The sequence below is a fragment of the Micromonospora sp. WMMD882 genome (genome assembly GCF_027497255.1).
In the GTDB taxonomy this organism is placed as follows: Bacteria; Actinomycetota; Actinomycetes; order Mycobacteriales; family Micromonosporaceae; genus Micromonospora.
In genome coordinates, this window is the sequence record NZ_CP114903.1 from 2,076,056 (window position 1) to 2,091,942 (window position 15,887).

The 15,887-nt window shown below is 74.6% G+C and carries 15 protein-coding genes; 2 read left to right on the forward strand and 13 right to left on the reverse strand.

Translation table 11 applies throughout. From position 1 onward, the window contains the following. Nucleotides 1-96: 96 nt before the first annotated feature. Nucleotides 97-729 (reverse strand): hypothetical protein, encoded by a 633-nt coding sequence (locus tag O7606_RS08140; protein WP_281598446.1) that lies wholly within the window; start codon nt 727-729, stop codon nt 97-99. A gap of 178 nt (nt 730-907) precedes the next feature. Here O7606_RS08140 and O7606_RS08145 point away from each other — a divergent pair, with 178 nt between their 5' ends. Beyond that, a complete protein-coding gene (locus tag O7606_RS08145; protein WP_281598447.1) occupies nt 908-1,786 on the forward strand; it encodes a universal stress protein in 879 nt (292 codons plus the stop codon). An 83-nt stretch (nt 1,787-1,869) separates the two neighbouring features. Here O7606_RS08145 and O7606_RS08150 read toward each other — a convergent pair whose 3' ends face one another. The 3 genes from O7606_RS08150 to O7606_RS08160 all read right to left on the reverse strand — a co-directional run bounded on the left by O7606_RS08150 (nt 1,870) and on the right by O7606_RS08160 (nt 3,393). Then, complete coding sequence (locus tag O7606_RS08150; RefSeq protein ID WP_281599554.1) at nt 1,870-2,499, reverse strand: DNA-3-methyladenine glycosylase; 630 nt, start codon at nt 2,497-2,499, stop codon at nt 1,870-1,872. Between the two features lie 76 nt (nt 2,500-2,575). Next, nucleotides 2,576-2,962: a metalloregulator ArsR/SmtB family transcription factor gene (locus tag O7606_RS08155; protein ID WP_281598448.1), complete on the reverse strand. Its 387-nt coding sequence runs from the start codon at nt 2,960-2,962 to the stop codon at nt 2,576-2,578. Nucleotides 2,963-3,000: 38 nt separating this feature from the next. Then, complete coding sequence (locus tag O7606_RS08160; protein ID WP_281599556.1) at nt 3,001-3,393, reverse strand: VOC family protein; 393 nt, start codon at nt 3,391-3,393, stop codon at nt 3,001-3,003. 120 nt (nt 3,394-3,513) lie between these two features. On the opposite strand from O7606_RS08160, the gene O7606_RS08165 reads away from it, so the two are divergent. Next, nucleotides 3,514-3,939, forward strand: coding sequence for a DNA-binding protein (locus O7606_RS08165; RefSeq protein WP_281598449.1), 426 nt, complete (start codon nt 3,514-3,516; stop codon nt 3,937-3,939). Nucleotides 3,940-4,089: 150 nt separating this feature from the next. Here O7606_RS08165 and argH read toward each other — a convergent pair whose 3' ends face one another. From argH to pheS, 9 genes are all read right to left on the reverse strand, one after another. Continuing rightward, nucleotides 4,090-5,553 (reverse strand): argininosuccinate lyase, encoded by a 1,464-nt coding sequence (gene argH, locus O7606_RS08170; RefSeq protein ID WP_281598450.1) that lies wholly within the window; start codon nt 5,551-5,553, stop codon nt 4,090-4,092. A 112-nt stretch (nt 5,554-5,665) separates the two neighbouring features. Continuing rightward, entirely contained in the window at nt 5,666-6,181 is a 516-nt protein-coding gene (locus tag O7606_RS08175; RefSeq protein WP_281598451.1) for an arginine repressor, read from the reverse strand. Next, nucleotides 6,178-7,182 (reverse strand): ornithine carbamoyltransferase, encoded by a 1,005-nt coding sequence (argF, locus tag O7606_RS08180; RefSeq protein WP_281598452.1) that lies wholly within the window; start codon nt 7,180-7,182, stop codon nt 6,178-6,180. Before argF ends, O7606_RS08175 begins: the two co-directional genes overlap by 4 nt. After that, nucleotides 7,179-8,480, reverse strand: coding sequence for an acetylornithine transaminase (locus O7606_RS08185; RefSeq protein WP_281598453.1), 1,302 nt, complete (start codon nt 8,478-8,480; stop codon nt 7,179-7,181). Before O7606_RS08185 ends, argF begins: the two co-directional genes overlap by 4 nt. Then, nucleotides 8,477-9,391, reverse strand: a complete 915-nt coding sequence (gene argB / locus O7606_RS08190; RefSeq protein ID WP_281598454.1) for an acetylglutamate kinase — start codon at nt 9,389-9,391, stop codon at nt 8,477-8,479. The genes O7606_RS08185 and argB overlap by 4 nt, the downstream gene beginning before the upstream one ends. A gap of 173 nt (nt 9,392-9,564) precedes the next feature. Continuing rightward, complete coding sequence (gene argJ, locus O7606_RS08195; protein WP_281598455.1) at nt 9,565-10,737, reverse strand: bifunctional glutamate N-acetyltransferase/amino-acid acetyltransferase ArgJ; 1,173 nt, start codon at nt 10,735-10,737, stop codon at nt 9,565-9,567. A gap of 114 nt (nt 10,738-10,851) precedes the next feature. Beyond that, a complete protein-coding gene (gene argC / locus O7606_RS08200) occupies nt 10,852-11,856 on the reverse strand; it encodes an N-acetyl-gamma-glutamyl-phosphate reductase (protein ID WP_281598456.1) in 1,005 nt (334 codons plus the stop codon). 232 nt (nt 11,857-12,088) lie between these two features. Next, nucleotides 12,089-14,635 (reverse strand): phenylalanine--tRNA ligase subunit beta, encoded by a 2,547-nt coding sequence (pheT, locus tag O7606_RS08205; protein WP_281598457.1) that lies wholly within the window; start codon nt 14,633-14,635, stop codon nt 12,089-12,091. 44 nt (nt 14,636-14,679) lie between these two features. Continuing rightward, nucleotides 14,680-15,747, reverse strand: a complete 1,068-nt coding sequence (gene pheS / locus O7606_RS08210) for a phenylalanine--tRNA ligase subunit alpha (protein ID WP_281598458.1) — start codon at nt 15,745-15,747, stop codon at nt 14,680-14,682. Nucleotides 15,748-15,887: the final 140 nt, after the last annotated feature.

Below are 15,887 nucleotides of genomic sequence, written 5' to 3' on the forward strand. Positions count from 1 at the left end.
CCGTTCGCGCCGCGCTGGCGACGCCGCCGGCCGGGGGTCCCGGTCGGCGTACGGCTGTCTTTGCCCCGCCGCCCGGTCGGCGAATCATCGCCCCGGTCAGGGCTGCCGCCCGGCCGGCAGGTCCAGCACGTACGAGTCGCCGTCGGGGCGGAAGCCGAGCCGGTGGTAGTAGGGGGCGACCATGCCGGGCGGGCTGACCACCCGGCGGTAGCCCCGTTCGGTGAACAGGTTGCTGCGGCGGAAGACGAACTCGCCCGGGGTGAGGTCCCGGAACCGTCGGGTCACGTAGTCCAGGTCGATCTGGGCGATGCCGTCGACTTCGGCGTGCGCGAGCACCACCCCGACCACCTCGTCGGCGCGCAGCACGAGGAACGCGTCCCCGGAGGCGGTCCGGGGGTCCCAGCGGAAGCGCGGGTTGAACCGGGCGATGTCCCGCGCGTGCACCCGTAGCGTGTGGGCGAGGAACTGGTCCCGCACCCCGACCGGCACCACCTCGAAGGCGCGCTCGTCGTGCCGGGTGGCGAGCAGTTTCCGCAGGTACCACAGGTTGACCACCGCGAGCACCACGTTGAGTCCGACCATCGGCCACACCGCCAGGGCGGCGTTGTACCCGATCAGGACCAGGCAGCCGACCAGGTTGAGCGCGCGCAGCCGCAGGATGCGTGCCTGGATGAGGGACCAGACCAGCAGGGCCGACCCGATCCAGCCGATCATGTCCAGCCAGTTCACCCCGCGAGAGTAGTCGCAGCTCACCGGGGCCGCCACGGGAACGGTGCGCGGGCTGCGCCCGGTCGTCACGCCCGCTGGCGCAAACCGGACGACGGCCGTCCGGCGGCGTGTCGCGGCGGATACCGGACGATACCGTCCGGGGCCTCCAGAATGGGGAGGGAACCCGGGAGGAGCGCAGATGAACCGACCTGTCGTGGTGGGCGTCGACGGATCACCGCCCAGCCTCGTCGCCGCCGAGCAGGCCGCGCAGGCCGCGACGCTGCGGTCCCGTCCGCTGCACCTGGTGCACGGGTACCTGCACCCGCTCGGCTACGGCGTGCCGGTCAACCCGTACGACCTGGGGGTGCCGGCGCCCAGCGAGGACGGCCGCAAGATGCTCGACCGGACGGCCGACGAGCTGCGCGACCGTTGGCCCGGCCTGGTGGTGGAGGCCCGCCAGGTGGCGGGCGGGCCGGGCGCGACCCTGGTCGAGGAGTCCCACCGGGCGGAGCTGGTGGTGGTCGGCAGCCGGGGTCTGGGCGGTTTCACCGGGCTGCTGCTCGGCTCGGTGAGCGCCCAGGTCGCCGGGCACGCGCACTGCCCGGTGCTGGTGGTCCGGCCCGGCGAGCCGACGGCGCGGACCGGGCCGGTGCTGGTCGGCGTGGACGGCTCGGAGTCGGCGGAGCTGGCCGTGGAGCACGCCGCCGACGAGGCCGTCCGGCGCGGCTCGCCGTTGGTGCTGGCCCACGTCTGGTCGGCGTCCGGCAACCGGCCGGCGGCCGAGGAGTTCGTCGAGGCCGAGGCGGCGTTCCGGGTGGCGGCCGTCCGGTTGCTCGCCGAGGCGGCGCAGGCGGTACGCGCGCGGCATCCGGGCCTGACCGTCGAGGAACGGGCGGTGCGGGCTGTCGAGCCGGCGGAGGCGCTGGTCGCGGCCAGCGCGGAGGCGTCGCTGGTCGTGGTCGGCTCGCGGGGCCGGGGCGGCTTCGTCGGACTGCTGCTCGGCTCGGTCAGCCAGGCGTTGGCGCAACATGCCCGCTGCCCGGTGCTGGTGGCGCGCCCGCACGCGCACACCGGCTGACGCCAGGCCCGCCCCGGACTGTCGAGGTGCGGCGACGCCTCGCCGCGCGCCGGCGGTGGCGACCCACCCGGCGCGTCGAGGCGTCAGGAAGGGACCCGAAACGGCGGCTGCCGGCGGAGGCGGGGGACGTGCCGGCGGTAGGCGCTGACCGTGGGGTCGCCGGCGAGCCAGAACCGCCAGGGCACGTCGTGCGCGGCGGCGACGCCGACCCGGGGGCCGGCGGTGATCGACGACGGGTCCACCGGCCGGGCCGGTGGGGTCAACCGCAGCGGGCCGGTCCCGTCGACCAGGCAGGTGCCGTTCGCGTCCGCGCCGGTCCCGAGCGCGACCACCAGGCGGGCCGGTCCCCGCGCCAGGTCACGATCGGCCACCTCCCCCCGACGGGCCCGGGCGGCGTCCCGCCCGGCGACGACCTCGCCGGCGCGGAGCAGGACGGCCGCCGCCTCCCCCTCGGCGCCGCAGACCACGTTCAGGCACCAGTGCACGCCGAAGACGAAGTACGTGTAGGCGTGCCCGGCCGGCCCGAACATGACCCTGGTCCGGGGGGTGGGTCCGCGATGGGCGTGCGATGCGGCGTCCTGCCCCGTTCCGGCGTACGCCTCGACCTCGGTCAGCCTGATCCGGACGGCACCGGCCGCGATCTCCCAGCCGAGCAGCGTCCGCGCGGTCTCCGGCACCCGGGCGGCGCTCGCCCGGAGCCAGGCGTAGTCCAGATCGTCCACGGGTCAAGGAGACGACGGACGGCCGAGATCGGCAATTCGACAGGCGGGTGGCGCCGTCACGGCGGGCTCACTCCGCCGGTCGGCGGCCGGTGTCGGTCGGTCGCTGCTCGTCGGCGTCGGTCGTCGCGCGGCGACGTTCGCGTCGGCCGCGGGCCAGTTCGGTGCCGAGCGCGTCGAGGCGTTGCTCCCAGAAGCGCCGGTAGCGGGCCAGCCACCGGTCGACCTCCTCCAGCGGGGCCGGGTCGACCGCGTACAGCCGGCGGGCGCCCTCGGCCCGCACGGTGGTGAAACCGTGCTCCCGGAGCACCCGTAGGTGCTGGGAGACGGCCGGCTGGGAGATGCCGAACTCCGCCTGCACGATCGCGCCGACCTCACCGGCCGCGCGCTCACCGTCGGCCAGCACCTCCAGGATCCGGCGCCGCACCGGGTCACCGAGGACGTCGAACGCGTGCACAGCTCCCCCACCTTCCGCCGGGAGGACCTACCGGGCGCTCACGCGGCGGGCTGTTGCAGGCTCAGCAGATTGCCGCAGGTGTCCTCGAAGACGGCGGAGACCACCGGACCGGTCGGGGTGGGCGGCATGGTGAACCGGACGCCGAGACCGGTGAGGCGCTCGTGCTCGCGGTGGACGTCGTCGGTGGCGAGGATGAGCATCGGCAGCCCGGCCTCGCGGACGCCCCGCTGGTATGCCTGGGCGACCGGGCTGGTGTTCGGCTCCAGCAGCAGCTCCACCCCGTCGGGCTGGTCCGCGGCCACCACGGTCAGCCAGCGCGCCTCGGGACCCAGCGGCACGTCGTGCCGTGGCACGAAACCCAGCACGTCGGCGTAGAAGCGCAGCGCCTTTTCCTGGTCGTCGACGAAGATGCTGGTCACGGCAACGCTGATCATGGCCGTCCTCTTCTCTGCCACCGGAACCGGAACATGGTTTCAGACGACTCTTATATAAGTCAAGACTGGTTAAACAAACTGTTGACAACAAGATGTTGAGAGTGGTGCGCTGTGGGCATGCCCAGCGACCACTTCACCCACCCGCCCGCCGCCGACCGGAGCCGACGGGACTTCGCCGCCCTGCAAAGGCTCGCCGAGCGGCACGCCGACACGGAGACCCGCCGACGGCGACACACCAACCCGTACCTGCCCGAGCCGTACGAGGCGGTCGGCGTGGTCCTCGCCCTGGCCGCCGGAGCGGCCGAGACGACGCCCGGCGAGGAGCCCGTCGACCAGGCCGACCTGATCGCGGCCCTCACCCTGCTCCCCCGGATCCGCGCCGACGTGGACACCCTGGAGGCGGGCCTGCTCGGCCTGGCCCGCAGCCGGGGCCTCACCTGGCAGGCGATCGCCCACGGTCTCGGCCTGGGCAGCGCGCAGGCCGCCCGGCAACGCTTCGAACGGGTCGCCGGCCGGGCCGCCGACGGCGGCGCCGCCCCGTGACAGGCGCCACGGACGTGGTGTCCGCGGTGGTGGTTCCGCCGAGCGGCGCGGCGGTCCCGGTCAGGGGACGGCCGGCGCTGGCGCTCCGCCACCACGTTCCACGACGTGGCGGCGCCGGCCCACCAGGGCCGACGCCGTCACGTCCGGAGATCAGCGGGGAACGACCTTCTCGGCGGCCCACTCCCGCCACCCGACCAACTGGTCGGCGGTGATGGCGAGCTGGTCGGCGACCGGGCCCGGGCCGGTCGAGCCGGGAGTGATCCGGGCGGCCAGCGCCGACCGGACCGACAGCACGTCCCGAACGGACGGGTCGAGATGCGGGCTGACCGCGACCAGATCGGCGTCGGAGACCTCGTCGAGAGCGCAGTCCCGGGCCGCGCAGAGCGCCACCAGCTTCCCGGTGATCTCGTGCGCGTCCCGGAACGGCACGTTGCGCCGGACCAGCCAGTCGGCGACCTCGGTGGCGAGGGAGAAGCCGACCGGCGCCGCGGCGACCAGCCGGTCGACGCGTACCGTCATGGTGGAGATCATGCCGGCCAGCGCCGGCAGCAGCAGTTCCAGGGTGTCGACCGCGTCGAAGGCCGGCTCCTTGTCCTCCTGCATGTCACGGTCATAGCTCATCGGCAGACCCTTGAGCATGGTCAGCACCGCGACCAGTCCGCCCACCAGGCGGCCGGACTTGCCCCGGGCCAGCTCGGCGACGTCCGCGTTCTTCTTCTGCGGCATGATCGACGAGCCGGTGGCGAACGCGTCGTCCAGCTCGACCCAGCCGAACTCCTGCGAGGTCCAGAGCACCACCTCCTCGCCCAGCCGGGACAGGTGCACTCCGACCATCGCGGTGACGAAGAGGAACTCGGCGACGAAGTCCCGGTCGGCCACCGCGTCCATCGAGTTGGCGAAGGACGTACGGAAACCCAGCTCCTTGGCGACCGCCACCGGGTCCAGCGGCAGGCCGGAACCGGCCAGCGCGCCCGCGCCGAGCGGACTGACCGCGGTCCGGTGGTCCCAGTCCCGCAGCCGCTCCAGGTCCCGCAGCAGCGGGTGGACGTGCGCCAGCAACCAGTGCCCGAAGGTGACCGGCTGGGCGTGCTGGACGTGGGTCATCCCCGGCGCGGCGGTGTCGACGTGCCGACCGGCCTGCTCGGTGAGCGCCTCGGCCAGCTCGACCAACCGGGCGGCCACCCCACGGGCGTGGTCACGCAGGTAGAGCCGCAGGTCGGTGGCGACCTGGTCGTTACGGGAGCGGCCGGCGCGCAGCTTGCCGCCGAGGCTGCCCAGGCGCTCCAGCAGGCCGCGTTCGAGGGCCGTGTGCACGTCCTCGTCGTCCACCGTGGGACGGAACGCCCCGGACGCGCAGGCGGCCTCCAGGTCGTCGAGGGCGGCGAGGATCCGACCCAGCTCCTCCGGGTCGAGCAGGCCGGCGCCGGCCAGCACCCGGGCGTGCGCCCGGGAGCCGGCGATGTCGTACGGGGCCAGCCGCCAGTCGAACTGCACGCTCACCGACAGCCGGGCCAGGGCCTCGGAGGGACCGCCGGCGAACCGGCCACCCCACAGGCTCGTCCGGTTGGTCGCGGCGCTGTTCTCGGTCAGGCTCTTGTCGTCCACCCCGCTCATTCTGGTGGTCACCATCCGACGCCGCCCAACCGGGCGTCGCGGACCGCCGCCGTCCCGCCCGACAGGCAGCGGCCGACGTCCGCCGCGGAGCACGCCAGGACGACCCGCTCGCTCATGCTGTGGTGCCTCCTTCAAGATTCTCGTCCCGGCGGGACCAGGCGTTGAGTTTCTCCCCCAGCGCGGCCCCGCCGTCGGCCGCACGGGCCACGACGAGGATGGTGTCGTCGCCGGCGATGGTGCCGACGATCTCGGGCAGGCCCGCCCGGTCCAGCGCGCTGGCCAGGTACTGCGCCGCGCCGGGCGGAGTGCGCAGGACGGCGATGTTGCCGCTGGCGTCGACGCCGTTGAGCAGCTCCCGCAGCAGGCGCACCAACCGGGTCGGGGCGCTCTCGGCGTCCCGCAGCGGCCGGTGGCCGTCCTCGGGGATCAGGTAGACCCCCCGGCCGTCACCTCCGCGTACGGTCACCGCGCCCAGCTCCTTCAGGTCCCGCGACAGGGTGGCCTGGGTCGCCTGGACGCCCTCGGCGGCGAGCAGCTCGCCCAGCTCCGTCTGGGAGTGGACCGCCCGGTCCCGGATCAGCTCGACGATGCGGGCGTGCCGGCCGGCGCGGTTGGCGGGGGCGGTCACCGCAACGCCACCTCCCGGGTGACGCCGGGAGGCGGGTTCGGCAGATCCACGCTGTCGGCCGGCCCGTCCGGCAGGTCCGCCGAGCCGGCCAGCAGGAAGGCCAACAGCGCCTTCTGCGCGTGCAGGCGGTTCTCCGCCTGGTCGAAGACCGCGCTGCGCGGACCGTCGAGCACCTCGTCGGTGATCTCCTCGCCCCGGTGCGCGGGCAGACAGTGCAGCACGATCGCGTCCGGCGCGGCGTGCCCGAACAGCTCGGCGTTCACCTGGTACGGCAGGAACGGGGTGATCCGGTCACGGCCGTCCTCCTCCTGCCCCATCGAGGTCCAGGTGTCGGTGGCGACCACGTCGGCGTCGCGGACCGCGGCGACCGGGTCGGTGAGCGCGTGGACCGACCCGCCGGTGGTCGAGGCGATCTCGGCGGCCCGGGCCAGCACCGCCGGGTCGGGATCGAAGCCGGCCGGGCCGGCCACCCGGACGTGCATGCCGGCGGTCGCCCCGGCCAGCAGGTACGAGTGCGCCATGTTGTTCGCCGCGTCCCCCACGTACGCGAGGGTCCGGCCGGCCGTGCCCCCGCACCGTTCCCGCACGGTGAGCAGGTCGGCGAGAAGCTGACACGGGTGGAAACCGTCGGTGAGCGCGTTCACCACCGGCACGGTGGCCGCCGCGGCGACCTCGGTGATCCGCTCGTCGGCGTGGGTACGCAACACGATCGCGGCCACGTAACGCGACAGCACCCTGGCCGCGTCACCGACGGACTCACCCCGGCCGAAGTGGGTCACCTGGGTGTCCACCACCAGCGGGTGACCACCGAGCTCGGCGATGCCGACGTCGAACGAGAACCGGGTGCGCAGGCTCTGCTTGTCGAACAGCACCGCCACCGAACGGGGACCGGCCAGCGGCCGGAAACCGTGCCGGTCGGCCTTCATCCGGACGGCCAGGTCGAGCACCGCCGCCTGGTCGGCGGGGGCGAGGTCGTCGTCACGCAGCAGGTGCCGGGTCATGCGCTCGTCTCCTGGTCGGTGGTAGGGGTGGTCGGGCTCGACGCGGCGGCCGGGACCGCCGCCGCGTCGAGGGCCGGAGCCGCCCCGTCAGGGACGGAAGCCGCCGCGCCGGGCGCCGCCGCGTCGGGGACGAAGGCCGCCGCGTCGAGCGCCGCCGGAAGGGCGGCCAGGAAGGCGTCGGCCTGCGCGGCGGTGAGGATCAGCGGCGGGGCCAGCCGGAGCACGTCCGGCTGCACCGGGTTCACCAGGAAACCGGCGGCGCGCAGCCGGTCGGCGGCCGGACCGGCCACCGGGGCGGTGAGCGCCACGCCGAGCAGCAGGCCCGTGCCGCGGACCCCGGCGACCAGCGGATGACCGAGGGCCTCCACGCCCCGACGCAGCCGCTCACCGACGCGCTTGACGTGGTCGAGCAGCCCCTCGCTGGCGATGGTGGAGATCACCGCGAGCGCGGCGGCGCAACTGACCGGGTTGCCGCCGAAGGTGGTGCCGTGCGCGCCCGGCCGCAGCAGCTCGGCAGCCGGCCCGAAGGCCAGGCAGGCCCCGAGCGGCAGGCCGCCACCGAGCCCCTTCGCCAGGGTGACCAGGTCCGGCTCGACCCCGTCGGCCTGGTGGGCGAACCAGTGGCCGGTCCGACCGACGCCGGTCTGCACCTCGTCCAGCACCAGCAGGGCGCCGTGCCGGGCGGTGATCCGTCGCGCCTCGGCCAGGTACCCGGGAGGCGGGACGACCACGCCGTTCTCCCCCTGGACCGGCTCCAGGACCACCATGGCGGTGGCGTCGGTGACCGCCGCCGCCAGGGCGGCCGGATCGCCGTACGGGACGTGGGTGACGTCACCCGGCAGCGGACGGAACGGGTCGGCCTTGGCCGGCTGCCCGGTCAACGCCAGCGCCCCCATGGTGCGGCCGTGGAAGCCACCCTCGGCGGCGACCACGTGCCGGCGGCCGGTGAGCCGGGAGATCTTGAAGGCGGCCTCGTTGGCCTCCGCGCCCGAGTTGGCGAAGAACACCCGACCGGGCCGACCGGCGAGGGCGAGCAGCAGCTCGGCCAACGCCACCGGAGGCTCGGCCACGTAGAGGTTGGAGACGTGGCCGAGCGTGGCGACCTGCTTCGACACCGCCGCCACCACGGCCGGATGGGCGTGACCGAGGGCGTTGACGGCGATCCCGCCGACCAGGTCGACGTACTCCCGGCCCGACTCGTCGACCACGACGGCGCCCGACCCGGCGACCAGCGCCAGCGGCGGAGTGCCGTAGTTGTCCATCATGGACTGACGCCAGCGTTCGACAAGCGTGCTCATGCGGTGACCTCCGGGCTGTCCTGCGCGCTCGGCACCACCATCGTGCCGAACCCCTCCGACGTGAACACTTCCAGCAACGTGGAATGGGCGACCCGGCCGTCCACCACGTGCGCGGCGGGCACGCCGCCCCGCACCGCCCGCAGGCACGCCTCCATCTTCGGCGCCATGCCGGACTCCAGGCGGGGCAGCAGCGCCGCCAACTCGTCCGCGCCGATCCGGGAGACCAGACTGGCGGTGTCCGGCCAGTCCGCGTAGAGGCCGGGCACGTCGGTGAGCACGACCAGCTTGCGCGCCCCGAGGGCGACCGCCAACGCGGCGGCGGCGGTGTCGGCGTTCAGGTTGTGCAGCACCCCGTCGACGTCCGGCGCGACCGTCGAGATCACCGGAATCCGGCCGGCCGCGATCAGGTCGGTCACCGCGGACACGTCGACCGAGGCCACGTCCCCGACCTGACCGACGTCGACCGGCTCGCCGCCCACGTACGCCGGGCGGCGCACCGCCGTGAACAACCGGGCGTCCTCCCCGGACAGCCCCACCGCGAGCGGGCCGTGCGCGTTGATCAGACCGACCAGCTCCCGGCCGACCTGACCGACCAGCACCATCCGGACCACGTCCATCGCCTCGGCGGTGGTCACCCGCAGGCCGCCCCGGAACTCGCTGTCGATGCCCAGCCGGCCCAGCATCCGGGAGATCTGCGGCCCGCCGCCGTGCACCACCACCGGCCGGAGACCGACGTAGCGCAGGAAGACCATGTCGGCGGCGAAGGCCCGCTGGAGCTCCGGGTCCACCATGGCGTTGCCGCCGTACTTGACCACGACGGTCGAGCCGGAGAACTTCGCCAACCAGGGCAGCGCCTCGATCAACGTGGCGGCCTTCGCCTGGGCACGGGCGAGATCGGTGGCCAGAGTCACTGTGCCGGCCTTCCGCTCGCGACGGCCGGACCATGCTCCGCTGCGCTCACCGCGCTCACCGCGCCCACCTCCCGCTCACGACTGCGGGACTCCGCTCCGCTGCGTTCCTCGCGCTCACCGCGCCCACCTCCCGCTCACGACTGCGGGACTCCGCTCCGCTGCGTTCCTCGCGCTCACGACGAGTAGGCCGAGTTCTCGTGGACGTACGCGTGGGACAGGTCGTTGGTCCAGACGGTGGCCTCGGCCCGGCCGGCGTGCAGGTCGATCCGGATGGTGACGTCCCGCCCGGCCAGGTCCACCTTCGACCGGTCCTCGGCGGCGGCTCCGGCCCGGCACACCCAGACGCCGTTGACCGCGACGTCCACGCCGTCCGGCTCGAAAGCGGCGGCGGTCGTGCCGACCGCGGCCAGGATCCGGCCCCAGTTCGGGTCGTTGCCGAACAGCGCCGTCTTGACCAGGTTGTTGCGGGCCACCGACCGGCCCACCTCGACCGCGTCGTCCTCGTCGGCCGCGCCGACCACCTCGATGGCGATCTGCTTCGTCGCGCCCTCGGCGTCGGCCAGGAGCTGCTGGGCCAGGTCGTGACAGGCGGCGGTGACCGCAGCGGTCAGCTCCTCCTGGGTCGGCGTACGGCCGGAGGCCCCACTGGCCAGCAACAGCACCGTGTCGTTGGTGGACATGCAGCCGTCGGAGTCGACCCGGTCGAAGGTGACCCGGCAGGCGGCCCGCAGCGCCGCGTCGAGCGCGTCCGGGCCGGCGACGGCGTCGGTGGTGAGCACGCACAGCATGGTCGCCATCGCCGGGGCGAGCATGCCCGCGCCCTTGGCCATCCCGCCGACCGTCCACCCGTCGCCCGGAACCACCGTGTTCTTCGGTCGGGTGTCGGTCGTCATGATCGCCTGCGCGGCGGCCACGCCGCCGTCGCGGGACAGCCCCCGGATCGCGGCGCGGACGCCGGGCAGCAGCTTCGGCATCGGCAGCCGCTCACCGATCAGCCCGGTGGAGCAGACCGCGACGTCGGCCGCGCCGAGGCGCAGCCGGGGACTGGCCGAGGTCAGCGCGGCGGCGGTGTGCTCGGCGGTGGCGTGGGTGTCCTGGAAGCCGGCCGGGCCGGTGCAGGCGTTCGCGCCGCCCGAGTTGAGCACCACGGCGCGGACCACCCCGCCCCGGACCACCTGCTGGGTCCAGAGCACCGGCGCGGCCTTGACCCGGTTCGCGGTGAACACCCCGGCCACGGTGGCGTCCGGGCCGTCGTTGACGACCAGGGCGACGTCAGGCACGCCGCCGCTCTTGAGTCCGGCGGCGACGCCGGCCGCCCGGAAGCCCCGGGGCGCGGTCACGCTCACGGCATCGTCCTCTCGATCGCGACTGCGGGGCTCCGCTGCGCTGCGCTCCTCGCGCTCACCACCTCGTCCTCTCGATCGCGACTGCGGGGCTCCGCTGCGCTGCGCTCCTCGCGCTCACGGGGCCACTCCGAACGTCGACAGGCCGGTGGTCTCGGGCAGGCCGAGCATCAGGTTGGCGCACTGCACGGCCTGCCCGGCCGCGCCCTTGCCCAGGTTGTCGATGGCGCTGACCACGATCACCCGACCGGTGTCCACGTCGACCGCGGCCTGGAGGTGACACGAGTTCGAACCGAGCGTGGCGGCGGTGTGCGGCCACGCCCCCTCGGGCAGGACGTGCACGAAGGGCGCGTCCCCGTACGCCTCGGTGAGGACCGCGCGCGGGTCGACGCCGGCGGCGGCCGGCACGGCCGTTACCGTGGCGAGAATGCCCCGGGGCATCGGCGCGAGGACCGGGGTGAAGCTCAACCCGGTCGCGCCGGTGGCCTGTTTGATCTCGGGCACGTGCTGGTGCGCGCCGACCTTGTACGGCGACAGGTCACCCATCACCTCGCTGCCGAGCAGGTGCGGCTTGGCGGCCCGGCCCGCGCCCGAGGCGCCGGATGCGGCGACCACCACCACGTCGGCCGGGGCGACCACTCCGGCGGCGACCAGCGGGGCCAGGGCCAGACTGGTGGCGACCGCGTAGCAGCCGGTGGCGGCGACCCGGTCGGCGGCGGCGATGGCCGCCCGCTGGCCGGGCAGCTCGGGCAGGCCGTAGGTCCAGGCCCCGGCGTGCGGGCCGCCGTAGTAGCGCTGCCAGGCGGCGGCGTCGGCGAGCCGGTGGTCGGCGCCGAGGTCGACCACCTTGACCGTCGCCGGCAGAGCGGCGGCCAGAGCCGCCGACTGGCCGTGCGGCAGGGCGAGGAGGACCAGGTCCGCGTCGGCCAGGGTGGCCGGGTCGGTGGCGGCGAAGGTCAGATCGAGGCCGGCGAGCTGCGGGTGCACGACCGCGACCGGCTGCCCGGCCTGGGCGTGCGCGGTGGCCGTGACCAGGTCGAACTCGGGGTGACCGGCGACCAGGCGCAGCAGCTCGCCACCGGCGTAGCCGCTCGCCCCGGCAACCGCAATTCGGATACCCATACCCACCTCCGCATGACTATGCGGAAGATCGTAGCCGCTCGACCACGGGCACTGCAAACAAATACGGCGCTCCGTATGACGATGACGAAAGGTCGGCGCACCAGCGGCTGCCGCCATCGGCGATCAGCGACGGACAGCGGGCAGGCCCGGGCCCGATCCGGAGTGATGCGCGAAGGGGGAAGGGGCGCCCTGCCGACGCCTCGTGCGCGGGCAGGGCGCCCCTTCCAGCCTGTCAGGCGCCGCGCAGGGTGGCGCCGAACCGGTCCGCCGCGCGGGCCACGGCCGCGTCGCGGGCGGCCACCGCCTCCTCGACGGTCAGGGTGCGGTCCGGCGCGCGGAAGGTGAGCTTGTACGCCAGCGACCGACGCCCCGCGCCGAGCTGCGGCGAGGTGTACACGTCGAACAGGCGCACCGACTCCACCAGCTCGCCGGCGCCCTCGACGAGCGCGCGTCGCACCTCGTCGGCGGGCACCGACTCGTCGACCACCAACGCCACGTCGATCAACGCGGGCGGGAACCCGGAGATCGTCGGGGCCGGGGCGACCTCGACCGCCGGCACGGCGTCCAGGTCCAGTTCCATCGCGGCGGTACGCCGCGGCAGCTCCAGCGCGGCCAGCGCCGAAGGGTGCAGCTCTCCGGCGTGCCCCACCACGACGTCGTCGACCAGCAGCGCCGCGCAGCGCCCCGGGTGCCAGGGGGCGTGCTCGGCGGCCCGGACGACGACCCGGTCCTCGGGGACGCCGGCCGCGGCGAGCACCAGCCGACCGGCCTCGACGGCGTCCGCCCAGCCCGCCGGGCGTCCGCCGCCCCACCAGCCGGCCGGCTCGACGTCCCCGGCGAGGACCACCGCCACGTGCCGGGGCTGCCGGGGCAGCACCGCGTCGGCGGCGGCGAACTCGGTGTCGGACGGCCGCCGCGCCACCGACATCGCCGGCGGCGGGCCGGCCTGCGGGCGTGGCTGGAAGACCAGACCGGTCTCGTAGAGGGCCAGGTCGCGGTGCCCCCGACCGATGTTGCGCCGGAGGATGCCGAGCAGCGGGCCGAGCAGCATGGTCCGCAGCAGCGGCTCCTCCTCGGACAGCGGGTTGGCCAGCCGCACCGCCGCCCGACGCGGATCGTCCGCCGGCAGGCCGAGCAGGTCGGGCAGGCCGGGCGCGACGAACGGGTGGGCGAGCACCTCGACGTACCCGTGCTCGGCGAGCGCCCGGGTGACGGCCCGGTGCCGGCGCTGGCCCGGGGTGAGCCCGCGTCCCGGCGGCGCCAGCGGCAACACCGACGGCACCCGGTCGTACCCGTCGAGCCGGACCACCTCCTCGACCAGGTCCGCCGGATCGGTCAGGTCGGGTCGCCAGGTCGGCGGGACGACGCTGAGCGCCGTGCCGTCCCCGGCCGGCGTGCCGACCGCGCCCGGGTCCTCGCCGAGCCGGTCGACGCCCCGGGTCACCGTGCAGCCGACCTGTTCGAGCAGGGCGACCACCCGGGCCGGCGGGTACGCGACGCCGACCCGTCGGCCCGGCAGGTCCGCCGGCAGGCTGACCGGGGTACGCGGCCGGACGTGGTCCAGGTCGAGGACGTCCGGGTCGGCCGCGCCGCCGCCGTGCTCGGTGAGCAGCCGCACCGCCCGCTCGATGGCGACCAGCGGCAGGGCCGGGTCGACGCCGCGTTCCCAGCGTTTGGCGGCCTCGCTGAACAGTTTGTGCCGGCGGGCGGTGCGACCGACCATGACCGGGTCCCAGTGCGCGGCCTCGAACAGCACGGTGGTGGTGCCGGCGACGACCTCGCTGGTCTCCCCGCCCATCACCGCCGCCAGGGAGATCGGGCCGCTGTCGTCGCAGATGACCATGTCCTCGGCGGCCAGGGCCCGGGTCACCCCGTCCAGGGTGGTGAGCTTCTCCCCCGGCTCGGCGCGCCGCACCACCAACGGCCCGACGAGGCGGTCCGCGTCGAACGCGTGCATCGGCTGGCCGAGCTCGAGCATCACGTAGTTGGTGATGTCGACCGGCAGCGAGATGGAGCGGACGCCGGCCGCAGTGAGCCGCCGGGCCATCCACTGCGGGGTCGGCGCGGTCGGGTCGACCCCGCGGACCAGGCGGGCGGCGAACCGGTCGCAGCCGACCGGGTCACGTACCTCGACCGGGTACGCCGGCCGGTCGGCGCCCACCGGCGCGTCGATCTTCGCCGGGTCGCGGAACGGCACGGCCAGGGCGTACGACAGCTCCCGGGCGATGCCGCGTACGGACATCTGGTAGCCGCGGTCCGGGGTGATCTCCAGGTCCAGCAGCACGTCGTCGAGGCCGACGACCGGGCGGGCGTCGTCGCCGGGCTTGGCCGCGACGTCGGCGGGGAGCACGATGATGCCCGAGTGGTCGTCGCCGAGACCGAGCTCCTTCGCCGAGCAGATCATGCCGTGGGAGTTACGGCCGTACGTCTTGCGCGCGCCGATCGCGAAGTCCCCGGGCAGCACGCCGCCGGGGAGGATCACCACGACCCGGTCGCCGGGGGCGAAGTTGCGCGCCCCGCAGACGATCTCCTGCGGCTCGCCGGTGCCGTTGGCGTCGCCGACGTCGACCCGGCAGAACCGGATCGGCTTCTTGAAACCGGTGAGCTCCTCGATCTCCCGCACCTCACCGACGACCAGCGCCCCGGTGACCGTGGCCCGCAGGTCCACCACGGACTCCACCTCGATGCCGAGGTCGACCAGGGCCTGTTCGAGGTCGGCCGGGTCGAGGTCGGCGGGCAGGTCCACGTGCTCCCGCAGCCAACTGACTGAAACTCGCATTGTCTTCTAGACCACCGTCTCCGTGTCTCGTTCCCGCGCTTCCGCTACACCCCGACGCCGAACGCGCGGGTGAACCGCACGTCACCCTCGGCCATGTCCCGCATGTCGCTGACACCGTGCCGGAACATCACGGTCCGGTCGATGCCGATGCCGAACGCGAAGCCGGAGTAGACGTCCGGGTCCACGCCGCAGGCCCGCAGCACCTTCGGGTTGACCATGCCGCAGCCACCCCACTCCACCCAGCGTGGCCCGTCCCGGTGCTCGGGGAACCAGACGTCGAACTCGGCGGACGGCTCGGTGAACGGGAAGTAGTGCGGCCGGAAGCGGGTCCGCGCGTCCTCGCCGAACATCGCGCGGGCGAAGTGGTCGAGGGTGCCGCGCAGGTGGGCCATGGTGATGCCCTTGTCCACCACGAGCCCCTCGACCTGGTGGAAGACCGGCGCGTGGGTGGCGTCGAGCTCGTCGGTGCGATAGACCCGGCCGGGCACCACCACGTAGATGGGTGGCTTGCGGGCCAGCATCGTGCGGGCCTGCACCGGCGAGGTGTGGGTACGCAGCACCGTCGACGAGCCCCCCGGCGCGACGTGGAAGGTGTCCATCAACCCCCGGGCCGGGTGGTCGGCGGGGATGTTCAGGGCGTCGAAGTTGGTCCACTCCAGCTCGACCTCGGGCCCCTCGGCCACCTCGTAGCCCATCCCGACGAACAGGTCGCTGACCTGCTCCATGACGATGCTGATCGGGTGGCGCGCGCCGCGGGGCCGCCGGTCGTACGGGAGGGTGACGTCCACCCGTTCCTCGACCAGCACCCGTTGCGCGCGTTCCCGTTCCAGGATCTCCAGGCGGTCGGCGTAGGCCGTCTCGATGGCCCGGCGGGCCTCGTTGACCCGCTTGCCGGCGTCGGACTTCGCGGCCGGCGGCAGGGCGCCGATCTCCCGGCGGGCCAGCGAGACCGGGGCCCGGTCACCGAGGTGCGCGGGGCGCAGCGCGGTCAACGCGTCCGGGTCGGCGGCGTCGGCGAACGCCTTCCCGGCGTCGGTCACGGCCGCGGCCAGGGCGGCCGGGTCGAGCAGGGCGACCTGCTTCGGGTCGTACGGATCGTTGCGATAGGTCATGGCGTACGGGCACTCCCTCACGGCGGTGCCGCCTCGTGGGGCGGCCAGGCGAGTCTACGGACGCGCGGCGACGCCGCAGCCCGCCGGTGGGAGAGACGCGCGGAGCAGGTCAGGCCCGCCGCCCGCCGACACCGGCGGGC